Origin of the sequence: Sorangium sp. So ce119, assembly GCF_051524405.1 — a bacterium.
GTDB lineage: Bacteria > Myxococcota_A > Polyangia > Polyangiales > Polyangiaceae > Sorangium > Sorangium cellulosum_G.
Map to the genome: position 1 here is coordinate 533,046 of NZ_CP150311.1, position 12,931 is coordinate 545,976.

The following is a 12,931-nucleotide window of genomic DNA, read 5'->3' on the forward strand; positions in this document are numbered from 1 at the left end:
GTCCGCGCTACCTGGAGATCACGAGCCATGTAAGCTCGTCGATCCCGGCGCGCGGCGCCGTCCTGACGACCGCGCCGTCGGCCTCGCCGGCGGCAGGCGCCGAGAGCGCGCCGTCGTACTCGCTCAGGGTCCGGAAGCGCACCGGCGTCCCGGGCGCCAGATCCGAGGGGGCCTGAACCGCGATCGGCGAGCCGCTCGTCGTCGCGAACGGATACAGCGCGTAGATGGCCACGATCTCCTCGCCGCCGAGATCGCGGAGCGGCGGCACGCGCTCCGGCGGGATGCGCCGGGCCGCGATGTCGTGGAGGGACGCGCCGGGCGGCGGGGCGAGATCGGCCCGGTTCACGGTGAGCTGGAGACCGTCGCCGACCTCCAGGGCCTGCGGATCGCCGCTGTTCGGGCCGAGGAGGGCGCCGGCGGGCAGGTCCGGCACGAAGAGCGACCCGACGTCGACGGTGACCGCGTCGAGGAAGCGCAGCGGGAACATGGTCACGCCCCGGCGCGGCGTCGTCCCCGCGTCCTCCATCGATTTCACCACGAAATCGACCGGCACCTCCGCGTCGCAAGGAAAGGTGAAGCGGCCGTCCGCCGCCGTGTTGTCCGAGTAGCAGACCCTGGTGTTGCACAGCAGCACGGGGACCCCACCGATGGGCTGCCCGGCTTCGTCCCCGAGCACGCCGGTCACGCCCGGCCCCGCCGGAGCGCCGCCCGAGCCGAGGCCGCCCGCCGCGCCGCCTCCGCCCGTCGCCGCGCCGCCTTCCCCTTCCCCGCCGCCGCCCACCGTGGCTCCGCCTCCAGCGCCGCCGCCCGTCGTTGCGCCGCCGGCGTCCCCCGCCCCGCTGGTCGAGCCGCCGCCGCCATCGCAAGCGGACGCGACGACCGCGACCAGCACGAGCAGCGTGCGGCGCTTCATTCGGCCAGCGCCTGCTCGATCACCGCCGTCATGGCGTCCGGATCGTATTCGTGGCTGGCGTACCGGACGATGCCGTCCTTGCCGACGATCACGTCGACCGGGAACGGGTTGGGTCCAGGGAAGTTGGATGTCACGGCGGCGTAGGTGCTCGCCGTCTCCTCGAGCCCGAGCGGGAAGGTGACCTCGATGTTGTCGCCGTACGCCTGCACCTGACCGATCTGGTCGACCGACTCCCGCGGGTTGAGGGCGACGATCTGCAGCCCCTGATCCTTGTACTTCCGCCAGAACCGCTCCTCGGTGTCCGGCAGGTGGTTGGCGCAGACCGGGCAGAAGGTGGCAAAGTAGGTGAGCAAGAGCACGCTCCCGGACGACTCCTCCGAGGTCCAGGTCGTGCCATCCAGCATCGTGCCCACGGTCGCGGGCAGCGGCGCGCCGACGGTCACGCCGGGCGCATTGCCGACGAGGTAAGCCTTGCGCACCGGGGCCGCGGGGTCGTCGGAGACGACGTGCAGATAGCCGATCTCCTGGTCCGTCGCCGAGGCGAGGTAGGTCAGCTCGAGCTCGATCGTCTCGCCGGGCTGGATCCGGGCCTGGCGCGGCGCGACGCTGAAGGCCGAGCCGCTGATCCAGCTGTCCACGAGCGTGAGCGGCGCCGTCCCCTGGTTCGTGACCTCGAGCGGGACGGTCTTCCTGTCCCCGACGGCGACCTGGCCGAAGTCGATCCTGGCCGCGGCCTCCGGGAGGCGGATGTTGGGGGCGACGCGCTCCGGCTCGAGGCGGTAGGAATACGGGTTCTCCCAGGTGCCGATGAACACGTCCTGCCCTCGCGCGGCGACGCCGAAGGTGCGCATCGTCGGGAGCTCGCGATCCGGATCGTCGTACTCGAACTCCCTCGGGATGCGCACGGCCGCCACGAAGGTCGGCGTCGCCGGCGTGGACACGTCGTAGACGCGCACGTCGTTCCACGCGGCGACGAAGAGGCGGCCCTCGGAGTACGCCAGGCGGAGCGGCGTCCCGGGCATCTCGGCGCGGCCGACCACGACCGGGCTCTCGAGGTCCGAGATGTCGACCACGGCGACGCCCGCCGACCCCGCCGCCACATAGGCGAAGTCGCCATCGACGACGACGCCCCTGGCCTGGCCGCCGGTGGCCACGCGCCCGAGCTCGACCGGCTTGGTCGGGTCCGTCGCGTCGACCGTGACGAGCCCGTCCACGCCGTCGGCGACGAACACGTGGTTGTCGCGCGCGGCGATGCCCCACGCATTGGTGAAGCCGCCCAGGCTCCCGACGCGCGTGAACCCGCTCGCGCTGTCGTAGTTGTAGACGCCGAGGCCATTTCCGTGCAGCCCCACGAAGATGTTGTGGTTCGCGACGTCGACGCCTTCATAGCTGACCCCCTGCTCCTGCAGGACGTGGAGCTGCACCGGCGCCTCGGGGTCGCTGATGTCCCAGCCGCTGAGGAAAGCCGGGTTCCGGATGTTGCCGAGGTGCGTGGTGAAGACGAGGTTGTCGTCCCACGCGAGGTGCTTGCACCCGGGTGCGCGGGAATCGTCGGGGATCGCGTGCTTGAGCCCCCCCGCGAGCACCTCCATGTCGGCCGGGTCCTTCGCGTCGATGACGTTGAACGTGTAGCTGCAGTTGAGGAGCAGGCCGTCCTCGCGGATGCGCACCTCATCGGTGTGGCTCCCGACCTCGTGCAGGTTCTGGAGCTGCACGAGAGGGCTCAGGAAATGGCCGGGCTGGAGCGCGGTCGGGACGCATTGCCCGTCGGCTTCCTCCGTGCCCTCACCGCAGGTGAGGCCGGGGCTCGTCGCCGCCGGCACGCACGCGCCGTCGACCTCCTCCGTGCCCTCGCCGCAGGTGACATCGGGGCTGGTCGCCGCCGGCATACAGGCGCCATCGACCTCCTTCGTACCGGGGCCGCAGGACAGCCCGGCCCCGCTCGCAGGGTCATCGTCGGCGCAGGCGGACGAGGCGAGCAGGATCAGCGCGGGGAGAGCGGCGCGACGTCGAGGCTGCGTCATCGAAAAGCTCCTTGAAATGAGGCGAAGATCGGGCGCGCGCGCGACCGCGCGCAGCGTCACGGGGAGGATAGAGTTCGCCAGGGGGGGCCGGGCAAGCAGATACCCGCTTACCGACGCCTCCCGAACCGCAGCGCTACGCCTCGTCCGGGTCGTCCCCGAAGAGCACCCCGACGGACCACTCGATCGCATCGAACGGCTCTGCCCTGACCCGCTCGCCCCGCTCTGCGGTGAGCACGTTCAGATAGCCATCCGGCATCCAGCGATGGACCGTGAGCACCTCGTTCATCGGATCCACGATCCAGTAGTGAGGCACCTGGCACCGCTGGTACGTGCGCTGCTTCTTCACGAGGTCGTTGCGCGTGTTCGACGGGCTCAGCACCTCGCAGACCCAGTCGGGCCGCACGAGGATCGGCGTCTTCTCGGGCAGCTCGGGGAGCCGCTCGCGCCGCCAGCCCACGACGTCCGGACGGTAGACCTCGTGCTCCTCGAGCTGGACCTCGACCTCGGTGGCGAACCACCAGCCCCCGGGCCAGCGACCTCCCGGTCTCCGGTTGTACGGCCTGAACACGAGCCCGGCGAGCGACGCCTGGGCGCCGCCGTGCTTCGGCGAGGGCATCGCCTTCGGGACGAGCTCGCCGCCGATGATCTCGTGGAAGCGCTGCGCCTCGGGGATGGCCAGCAGATCCGCGATGGTGGCGAGCTTGCGCGCGGGGAGCGACACGGCCCCTGCATCGTGCCGTAACCGCCCGCATCCCGCCAGCGCCGCGCCCCACCCACGGCGGGCGACCTCGAGCCCCGGCGCGCGCTCCCTCGCCTCCGGCGCCCCCTACCCCATCCGCTCCCGCAGGATACTTTCCGGCCCCGTTGACCGATGGTAGGCCCCGGGCATCCCCCAGGGCGCACGACCCCGCGGCCAGGCGCGACACGCCCTCGCGAGGCGCCGCGCGGCCCGCCCCCCTGTGTGCCCATGATCACCGCCGAACCAGGTCCCCCGCCGCCGCCGAGCGCCGCCGGCGCTCATGACAGCGTCCCGCCGCGATCGCCGAGCGGGCCGCCCCCTCACCCGGGCGCGCCGCCCGCGCGGTCCGCCCCCCCGCCGCCCCGCCACGGCGCCTGGACCACCCGCCTCGGCGAGGCGTGCGTGCTCGGCCTCGGCGTCGCGTCGCTCTCCGCCGTGCCGACCGCGCTGCGCACCGCCCGCGCCGGCGCGTCGTTCCTCGACGGGCTCCTCGTTGGCACCGCGGTCCTGCTCCCGCTCGTCACGCTCGCGCTCATCCTCTCGCGCGCCGCCGGCCGCGGCTTCCGCGGCATCGTCGGCGCCGGCGGCGAGCGCCTCGCCGTCCTCCGCGTCGCCCTGTGGATCGGCGTCTCCCTGCCGGTGCTCGCCGCCCTCGCCGCCCTCCTCAAGGCCGCGACCCACCACCGCGGCCTCGCCGGCGCCACCTTCGGCGTCCTCGGCCTCGCCGGCGTCGCGGCCGCGGCGCTCCTCACCCAGCGCCTCGTCGCCCTCGGCGACCGCCTCGCCGCCCGCGGCGTGAAGCCGTGGATCCTCGCCGCCGCCGGCGCCGCCATCGGCGTGCTGCCGCTCATCGCCGCCTTCGCGCCCCTCGCCGCCTTCGCGGGCAACACCGCCGGCGACGCGGGCGCCGCCGTGCGCGCCGCCATCGTCGACGGCGCCATCGCGCTCGTGGCGACCGCGCTCATCTCCAGCGTCGACCTCAGCGCCGCGGTCGGCCGCGTCGCCGGCCTCGCGGGCGTCCCGCTCGCCGCCCTGGTCCTCATGACCGCGACCGCGCGCGTCGAGTCGTTCCCCCCGCTCGGCCAGGCCGTGCGCGCCGGCGGCGGCCTCGCGGCCACCCTCTTCGTCGCGCTCGAGCGGTGGACCGACCGCGACGGCGACGGCATGGGCTCGCACTTCGGCGGCCTGGACTGCGACGAGGGCGACCCCACCCGGTACCACGGCGCGCAGGACATCCCGGGCGACGGCATCGATCAGGACTGCAGCGACGGCGCCCAGGGCGACGCCGCCCGCCCCACCAGGGCGCTCGCGGGCGCCCCTGCCAGCGCCTCGCCGGCCGCCCCCGCCGCCCCCGCCGCCCCGGCCCCGCACGCGCCCGCGGCCACCACGCCCGCGGCCGGGGACGACCGCGGCGCCGTCGTCCCGGCCGTCCTGACCCGGACCACCCCCGCCGCCGTGACGCCTGCCGCCGTCACGCCCGCCGCCGTCACGCCCGTCGCCGTGACGCCTGCCGCCGTCACGCCCGCCGCCGTCACGGCCCCTGCCCCGTCCGCCCCGACGCGCCCCGACGTCATCCTCGTCACCCTCGACACGGTCCGCGCCGATCACACGTCGGCCTACGGCTACGGCCGCGACACCACCCCGCGCCTCGCCGAGCTCGCGTCCCGCGGCGTGCTGTTCGAGCGCGCCTACGCCGCCTCGAGCGAGATGCAGCGGGCCATCTCGCCCCTCGTCACCGGCCGCCGCCTGAACCGGGCGGCGCGCGATCGCCGCGCGTGGCCCACGCTGCTGCCCGAGAACGACACCCTCGCGGAGCGCATGAAGCGCGCCGGCTACCTCACCGCCGCGGTCAGCTCGTTCACGTGGATCAGCCAGGAGCGCGGCTTCGACCAGGGCTTCGACCGGTTCGAGGCCGTCTACGGCGAGGCCCACCCCGAGCGCGAGGCGACCGGCCACCTCGCCGTCCAGAAGGCCATCGAGCTGCTCGCCGGCCACGCCCGACGCGCCCAGCCGGTCTTCCTCTGGCTCCACCTCTTCGACGCGCACGAGCGCTACCTCGCCCACCCCGGCATCCGCTTCGGCTCCGGCAGGACGGCCGCCTACGACGGCGAGATCGCCTACGTCGATCGCCAGCTCGGCGCCCTGATCGACGCCGTCGCCGCGGGCCCGCGCGCCGGCCGCACCGCGATCATCGTCCACGGCGCCCAGGGCGAGGGCCTCGGCGAGCACGGCCCCGTCGGGCACGGCGTCGAGCTCTACGAGGAGGTGATCCGCGTCCCGCTCGTCGTCGCCCTCCCCGGCGCCGCCCCGGGCCGCTACCCGCACCCGGTGAGCACCGTCGACATCGCGCCCACCGTCCTCGACCTCGGCGGCGCCGAGCCCACGGCCGTCGAGGGCAGCTCCCTCGCCGCGATCGCGGCCGGCGCCGAGCGCGCGCCCCGCGGGCCGGTGTTCGCCCGCACCGCCCGCCGCTCGGCGCTCGTCGACGGCCACCTCAAGCTGATCGTGGCGCACCGCAAGAAGCGCGACCGGCTCTTCCTGTTCGATCTCGAGGGCGACCCCCGCGAGACCCGCGACCTCTCCGGCGAGCGCCCCGACGACGCCGCGCGCCTCCGAGAAAAGTTGTCTGCCTTCGAGTCGCCCGCGCAGTAAAGTTACTGCGAGGGAGCATGCACAGATCTGCCCATCCGACGCGGAAGCCCGCGCCTGCCCGCGCGAGGGTGCTCCGCGCCGCGATCGCCGTCGGCTTCGCCCTGGGCCTCGCCTCGCTCGCGCTGCTCGTGGTGCGGCTCGCGAGGGCGCCGTCGGTGCCGCTGACGCTCAGCGCGGGCGCCATCACCGGCGCGCTGCCGCGGCGGCTCCGGTTCGAGTGGCGCCTCGTGCGCGACCGCCACTGGCAGATCGCGTCGTCGCCCGTCGAGCCGCGCGACGCGACCGACCAGATCGAGGGCAACCGCGGCGTCTGTCCGACGGGCATGGTCGAGGTCTCCGGCCTCATGAAGCTCGACCCGACGCCGAAGGCCCAGGGCGACCTCCGCACCATCGACGAGATGCAGCGGACCACCTGCAAGCACTGGATCAGCCGGGATTACCCCGAGCGCTGCGCCGAGTTCGATCGCGAGCGATGGCTCCTGATGTCGAGGGATCTCGACACGAAGCCGATGCACTTCTGCATGGATCGCTACGAGTATCCCAACCAGAAGGGCGTCTATCCGGTCATCCTCGTCTCGTTCTACGAGGCGGCCGAGCTCTGCGCCGAGGAGGGCAAGCGCCTCTGCGACGAGGCGGAGTGGACGTTCGCCTGCGAGGGCGAGGAGGCGCGCCCCTATCCCTACGGCTACGTCCGCGACCCCGAGGCCTGCGTCGTCGACCAGCCGTGGCGCCCGTACATCGAGACGGCGCTCCGCCCGCGGGGCGGCCCGGCCGCCATGGCCGAGATGGATCGCCTCTGGCAGGGCAAGCCGTCGGGCACGCAGCCCCGCTGCCGGAGCCCGTTCGGCGTCCACGACATGACCGGCAACATCGACGAGTGGACCCGCTCCGTCCGCGAGGGCGAGCGCCCCTCCATCCTGAAGGGCGGCTACTGGGGCCCGGTCCGCACGCGCTGCCGCCCGTCGACGCGCTCGCACGACGAGAACCACATGTTCTACCAGCAGGGCTTCCGCTGCTGCGCCGACCACGACGCGGCGCGCGCCGCGCCCGCGGAGCGCGCCGTCACCGGCGACCCGGCCGCCGCCCCGCTGCCGCGCGAGCTCCGCTGACACGCACGCGCCCGCCGGCGCTTCGCGCCGAGGCGCCGCGCGGTCGACCTGGCTCGCCCCAGCGCGTATCCTCTGCGCTGATGGACGACTCCTCCGCCGCACAGGGCGCCTCGCCCGGCCGCGTCGACGCGGGCGGCGCCTCGACGCGACACGCCGGCGCGCGCCCCGCAGCCCTGGCGGAGCCGCCTCCGGGCGACGCGCCCGCCGCGCCGCCCGCGCGCCGGCTGGACCGGCTGACCGGGCTCGTGCTGCTCGCCGCCACCGCCATCGCGCTGTTCCCGACGGCGCCGCTCCTCCTGCGCGCCCTCGCCGGCGAGCGCCCGCCGATGCAGGGCGCCGGCCGGTTCGCGCATCTCCTGGAGCGTCGTTCCCCGGACGAGGAGGCCTCGCGGGCGCACCCCCGCTTCCCGTTCGACGACGACGACCCGGGCGCTCACGACCCGCGGACGCCGCACGACGACCCGCCCGGCTTCGACGAGGAGGTCGACGAGCCCGGCGCCCCTTCGCGCCTCCAGCTCGGCATCGCGTCGCGCGGCGTCACGCTCGTCGACGAGCCGCGGCCGGACGGCGCCCGCGTCGGCGCGATCGCCGCCGGCGAGCTCGTGATGGTCGTGCGCGAGTCCGGCGGGTGGGTGCTCGTCGTCAAGAACCAGGGGGGAAGCATGATGATGGGCTGGGCGCGCCGGAGCGAGATCGCGGTCCGATGAGCGCGCGGAGCCACCGGTCGCCGCGCGCCTACCGCGGGCGCCTGCTCACCCCGGCGGCCGCGCCGGCGGGCGGCGCCGCCGTCCGCTTCCTGGACGACGCGTTGCTCGTCGTCGACGAGGCCGGCCTCATCGCTCGGGTCCTGCCGTTCGCCCCCGGCGCCTTCCGCGGCCCGGTGCTCGATCTGCGCCCGGCCGTGTTGATGCCCGGCTTCATCGACGCGCACGTCCATTTCCCGCAGACCCGCATCATCGGCAGCGCCAGCGGCGCGCTGCTCGACTGGCTCGATCGGTCCGTCTTCCCTGAGGAGGCCCGTTTCCGTGACGGCGGCTACGCTGCCCTCGTCGCCGGCGAGTTCACGGCGCGCCTCCGCGCGTCGGGCACGACCACCTGCGTCGTCTTCTCCAGCTCGTCCCCCGGGGCGACCGACCAGCTCTTCCGCGCCTTGCTGCACGCCGGCCTGCGCGGCATCGCCGGCCTGACGCTGATGGACAAGAACTGCCCCGAGGCGCTCTGTGTCCCTCGCGACGAGGCCATCCCGGCGGCCCGGGACCTCGTGCAGCGCTGGCACGGCGAGGGCCACGGCCTGCTCGAGTTCGCGATCACGCCCCGCTTCGCTCCCAGCTGCTCGCGTCCCCTGATGGAGGCCGCCGCGCGGCTCGCCCAGGATCACGGCCTCCTCGTGCAGACGCACGTCGCCGAGACGCCGGCCGAGGCCGAGGCGACGCGCCGCGAGCACCCCTGGGCGCGCGACTACCTCGACGTCTACGATCGCGTCGGCCTGCTCACCGGCCGTACCCTCCTCGCGCACAGCATTCATCTCTCGTCGCGCGAGTGGGATCGCATCGCCGAGACGGGCGCCTCGGTCGTTCACTGTCCCGACTCGAACTTCTTCCTGGGCAGCGGCCGCATGCGCCTCGGCGACGCGCGCGCCCGCGCGGTCCCGGTGGCGCTCGGCAGCGACGTCGGCGCGGGCCGCAGCTTCGACATGCGCCGCAGCATGTCGAGCGCCTTCGACAACGCCGTCTGTCTCGGCGACCGCCTGACCCCTGCCGAGCTGTTCGTCGTCGCCACGCAGGGCACCGCCGACGCCGTCGGCCTGGGCCGCGTCATCGGCAGCCTCGACCCCGGGAAGGAGGCCGACTTCATCGCCGTCCGTTTCCCCGAGCACGTCGTCTCCGAGTCAGAGGTCCTGAATCACCTCGTCTTCGCCTCCGAGGCAGCCGCCGTCCAGCGCGCCTTCGTCCGCGGCAAGCCCATCCACCCCTGACCGCACCAACCGGCTCCCCCTGTCCGGGGCCGCCCCTACTCGGCTGCCTCGTAGACCTCGAGCTCCCAGACGAGGATCTCGAAATCTCTCCGCAGGATGTACCGCGCCCCGTCGTCCCCCCGCACCTTGAAGTAGAGGTGATCGACGCCCGGCCACCGGTCGAGGATCTCCGTCACCCGCACGCGCCGCTCGCCCAGGGTGAACGCCTCGGGCTCCTCGCTTCCGCCGTGGCCGGCACGGCACGTCATATCGAGCCGCATCTGTCTATCGCGCAGGGTAGCAGGCGCAGGCGCCCGGCTCCCGCGTTCCCCCGAAGAGGCCGCCGGTTGGCCGGGCGCCGCGGCGCCGCGTGGCGCTCGCCGGACGCCGCCCGCGAGCGCTCCCTCGCTTCAGAGCGGATCGACCCAGCAGCCGTAGAGCAGGTTCATGCTCGCGGAGTTGTCCTGCACCGCCATGGAGCACGTGTCCGGGCACAGCTGGATGAGCCCCTCCTCGTAGTAGAACGACATCGCCTTGCACTCCTCGGGGCTCTTCACCTGGGTGAAGATCTGCTTCTGCCCGCCGTTGCTCGGCGTGTACTCGATCCGCACCGTGTCCAGATCGATCGAGTGCCCGTCTGGCGCCTTCGGCACCTCGATCTCGCACGACAGCTTGGCGCCCGAGATCACGCTGTCCGCGATCGCCTGGAACACGGCGTCGTACGTATCGTACTGGTTGATCGGGTATCTCAGCCCGCCGGTCATGACGCTGAGGCGCTGGTACGTCGTCCCGGGGTCGACCGAGCCGGGGCGGCACTGCTCCCAGGTGGCGGGCTGGTCCGGCGGCCAGGGCGCGGTCGGCGGCACGTTCTCCTTGATGCCCACGAAGCTGAAGAACATGTAGTTGCGCGCGCTCGGCGTCCCGAAGAGCTCCGGCGCGGCCGCCGTCAGCGCCGCGTCGAACGCCTCCGCCGACTTCGTGCCCCCCTCGACGTTCTCGTTCTCCGGCAGATCGTCGTCGAGATCGTACAGCGTGATATCGCCGTCATCGGTGGCCATCTTGTCGGCGCCGAGCGCCCTCGTCGAGCAGTTGGTCCCATCGTCGGTGATCTCGACGAACACCTTGAGCGAGTCCGGCCGCAGCCATTGCGACCACCCGGCAGACGTCGTCTCGCCCCGGGGCGGCATCGTGCCCTTCAGGGTGTCGATCGCCAGGCAGAGCGAGTCGAGGCTGCCGACCTCGATGTTGTACTGATAGAAATGCGGCGCGTTCGAGTTCGGCGCCGACGGCACCGGCGAGCAGCTCCCGCTGCCGAGCGGTGCCTCGATACAGACGGACTGCTCCAGCGACGAGCTGCCGTGCCTCGAGAGCATGATCACGCGGTAATCGATCCCGCTCCTGTCGATGATCGACGCGAAGTTCTGGTTGATGTTCCGCTGAACGCTCTCGATCTCCTCCGTCATGCTCTCGGAGTTGTCGATGATGAAGATGATGTCGGCCGGACGCTGCTCGTAATCGGCCTGCAAGCTGGTCGCGACACACGCCGTGTCCTCGTCGAGCCCACCGGCGTCGGGTGGTGTGAAGTCGCCGCCGCCGTCCCCGAGCCCGCTCGCGGTCGTATCGTCGCCGCCGCTCCCGCCGCCGCTCCCGCTCCCGCTGCCGCTCCCGCTGCCTGAGCCGTTGTTGCCGGAGCTCGCCCCACCACCCCCGCCGGAGCACCCACCGATGGCCGCCGCCGACGCAAGCAAACCCAAACCGACCAGCCCAACAAGCTTCTTCGTCGAGAGCTTCAAAATGACCTCCCAATGGGGGGCGCAACAGTGCGCAACGACGGATGCTACCAGAGGCAAGTCTCCACGGATGCGATCAGCATGAATTATTTGAATGCGACCGGAGGTAGACAACCAACCACCGTTGTCGTCCCCTGTGCCTTGTCTGCGACGATCGACTCGCGATCTGGGACAGGCTCCCCCAAGGAGCGAGGACATGGCCGCGCGCGGGTGGACGGGCGCGGCGCGCGACAAAAAGGGTCCGGACGGCCCGGCGAGACCACCCTCGGGTACACGCGACGAGCGCCGCGCACCCGCGCGCGCTCCTTACGTAAGGACTACCTGCAAAGCGCGAAGCTCAGGACGAGGCCTTCGACGCGACGAGATCGCGCGCCGCCGCGAGCAGGCGCTCGCGCGTGTTCGCCTCGGGCTCCTCGGTGACGAGCTCGACAAGGCGCTCCAGGATTTCCCCGACGAGCTTGCTGGGCGGAATGCCGAGCTCCTTCATCAGCACACTCCCGTTCACGGCGAGATCCTTGGCGGACAGCGCCGCTCCCGCGGCGAGCATCGCCTCCACGCGCGCCCGGAGACGCCCTATCGAGGCGATGTCCTCGGACGCGTCGCGCCCCTTGCCGAGCGCGTCCGCCACGCCGATCTCGTAGAGATCCGGCGCGAGCCCCGGGCTCACCCGCCTGAGCCACCGGCGCACCGCCGCGTCCGTCCAGGTCTCGTCGTAGCAGATCAGGTGGTGCCGGATCAGCGCCACGATCCGCGCCCGCTCGTCGTTCGAGAACCGGAGCCGCGCGAGGATCGGCTCGGCCATCTCGGCGCCGACCCGCTCGTGCTCGTAGAACGTGTAATCGCGCGTCTTGTCCGAGAACGCGCGCGTCCGCGGCTTGCCGATGTCGTGCATCAGCGCCGCCACGCGGAGGATCGGCTCCGGCTTGCACGCGTCGAGGCAGGCCATCGCGTGCCCCCACACGTCGAACGCGTGCCAGCGGTTCTGCTCGCACCCGACCGACTCGATCATCTCCGGGCAGGTGATCCCGAGCAGCTCCGTCCGGCGCATGATCTCGAACGCCACGCTCGGCCGGCGCGCGCGCATCGCCTTGAGCCACTCGTCGCGCACCCGCTCCGCGCTCACGCAGCGGAACGTCTGGTGCGACCGCGCGGTGCCCATGGCCCGCTCCGTCTCCGGCTCGATCGACCCCTCCAGCGTCGCCGCGAAGCGCGCCGCGCGCAGCACCCGCAGCCCGTCCTCCGCGAAGCGCTCGTTCGGGTCCCCCACCGCGCGGATGACGTTCGCGTCGAGGTCCTTCCGGCCGCCGAACGGATCGATCAGGTGCCCGTCGACCGGATCGAGCGCGATCGCGTTCATGGTGAAATCCCGCCGCGCGAGGTCGGCCGTGATGTCGTCCACGAACTCGACCCGGTCCGGCCGCCGCCCGTCGGTGTACGTCCCGTCCCCGCGCAGCGTCGTGACCTCGTACGGCACGCCGCGCACGAGCACGGTCACCGTCCCGTGCTGGATCCCGGTCGGGATCACCTTCCGGAACGCGGCCACGACCTCATCCGGCCGCGCGTCGGTCGCGACGTCCCAGTCCTTCGCGGGCTGGCCGCGGAGCAGGTCGCGCACGCAGCCGCCGACGATCCAGCCGCGCTTGCCGCGCTCGCGGAGGCGGCGGCAGATGCCGAGCACGTCCTCGGGGACGAGGGTGATGAGGTGATCTACCTGGGTCACCACCGCGGCTTATCACGGAGCCCGGAGCGC

General features: G+C 73.1%; 10 protein-coding genes. 4 read left to right on the forward strand and 6 right to left on the reverse strand.

Annotated elements, in window-relative coordinates; genetic code table 11:
* Positions 1–7: 7 nt before the first annotated feature.
* The 3 genes from WME76_RS46365 to WME76_RS46375 form a co-directional block, all read right to left on the reverse strand.
* Complete coding sequence (locus WME76_RS46365) at positions 8–913, reverse strand: hypothetical protein (protein WP_437962623.1); 906 nt, start codon at positions 911–913, stop codon at positions 8–10.
* The gene (locus WME76_RS46370) at positions 910–2,937 is read right to left on the reverse strand and encodes a redoxin domain-containing protein (RefSeq protein ID WP_437962624.1); all 2,028 of its coding nucleotides are present in this window, start codon (positions 2,935–2,937) and stop codon (positions 910–912) included. The genes WME76_RS46365 and WME76_RS46370 overlap by 4 nt, the downstream gene beginning before the upstream one ends.
* A gap of 133 nt (positions 2,938–3,070) precedes the next feature.
* Positions 3,071–3,658: a Uma2 family endonuclease gene (locus WME76_RS46375; protein ID WP_437962625.1), complete on the reverse strand. Its 588-nt coding sequence runs from the start codon at positions 3,656–3,658 to the stop codon at positions 3,071–3,073.
* Between the two features lie 246 nt (positions 3,659–3,904).
* Between WME76_RS46375 and WME76_RS46380 the strand changes: the two genes are divergently transcribed.
* The 4 genes from WME76_RS46380 (at position 3,905) to WME76_RS46395 (ending at position 9,412) form a co-directional block, all read left to right on the forward strand.
* On the forward strand, positions 3,905–6,328 hold the full coding sequence (locus WME76_RS46380; protein ID WP_437962626.1) for a sulfatase-like hydrolase/transferase: 2,424 nt from the start codon (positions 3,905–3,907) through the stop codon (positions 6,326–6,328).
* A gap of 17 nt (positions 6,329–6,345) precedes the next feature.
* The gene (locus tag WME76_RS46385) at positions 6,346–7,437 is read left to right on the forward strand and encodes a formylglycine-generating enzyme family protein (RefSeq protein WP_437962627.1); all 1,092 of its coding nucleotides are present in this window, start codon (positions 6,346–6,348) and stop codon (positions 7,435–7,437) included.
* An 80-nt stretch (positions 7,438–7,517) separates the two neighbouring features.
* Positions 7,518–8,144 (forward strand): SH3 domain-containing protein, encoded by a 627-nt coding sequence (locus WME76_RS46390; protein WP_437962628.1) that lies wholly within the window; start codon positions 7,518–7,520, stop codon positions 8,142–8,144.
* On the forward strand, positions 8,141–9,412 hold the full coding sequence (locus WME76_RS46395; protein WP_437962629.1) for a guanine deaminase: 1,272 nt from the start codon (positions 8,141–8,143) through the stop codon (positions 9,410–9,412). Before WME76_RS46390 ends, WME76_RS46395 begins: the two co-directional genes overlap by 4 nt.
* A 35-nt stretch (positions 9,413–9,447) precedes the next feature.
* Here the strand turns inward: WME76_RS46395 and WME76_RS46400 are convergent, their stop codons facing one another.
* The 3 genes from WME76_RS46400 to WME76_RS46410 form a co-directional block, all read right to left on the reverse strand.
* On the reverse strand, positions 9,448–9,660 hold the full coding sequence (locus WME76_RS46400; protein WP_233562046.1) for a hypothetical protein: 213 nt from the start codon (positions 9,658–9,660) through the stop codon (positions 9,448–9,450).
* 141 nt (positions 9,661–9,801) lie between these two features.
* On the reverse strand, positions 9,802–11,145 hold the full coding sequence (locus WME76_RS46405) for a hypothetical protein (RefSeq protein WP_437962630.1): 1,344 nt from the start codon (positions 11,143–11,145) through the stop codon (positions 9,802–9,804).
* Between the two features lie 373 nt (positions 11,146–11,518).
* Positions 11,519–12,901: a CCA tRNA nucleotidyltransferase gene (locus WME76_RS46410; RefSeq protein ID WP_437962631.1), complete on the reverse strand. Its 1,383-nt coding sequence runs from the start codon at positions 12,899–12,901 to the stop codon at positions 11,519–11,521.
* Between the last annotated feature and the right edge of the window lie 30 nt (positions 12,902–12,931).

Coding starts and splice junctions, on each gene's coding strand:
- WME76_RS46365 (WP_437962623.1), bottom strand. CDS start 913: ATGAAGCGCCGCACGCTGCTCGTGCTGGTCGCGGTCGTCGCGTCCGCT.
- WME76_RS46370 (WP_437962624.1), bottom strand. CDS start 2,937: ATGACGCAGCCTCGACGTCGCGCCGCTCTCCCCGCGCTGATCCTGCTC.
- WME76_RS46380 (WP_437962626.1), top strand. CDS start 3,905: ATGATCACCGCCGAACCAGGTCCCCCGCCGCCGCCGAGCGCCGCCGGC.
- WME76_RS46385 (WP_437962627.1), top strand. CDS start 6,346: ATGCACAGATCTGCCCATCCGACGCGGAAGCCCGCGCCTGCCCGCGCG.
- WME76_RS46390 (WP_437962628.1), top strand. CDS start 7,518: ATGGACGACTCCTCCGCCGCACAGGGCGCCTCGCCCGGCCGCGTCGAC.
- WME76_RS46395 (WP_437962629.1), top strand. CDS start 8,141: ATGAGCGCGCGGAGCCACCGGTCGCCGCGCGCCTACCGCGGGCGCCTG.
- WME76_RS46400 (WP_233562046.1), bottom strand. CDS start 9,660: ATGACGTGCCGTGCCGGCCACGGCGGAAGCGAGGAGCCCGAGGCGTTC.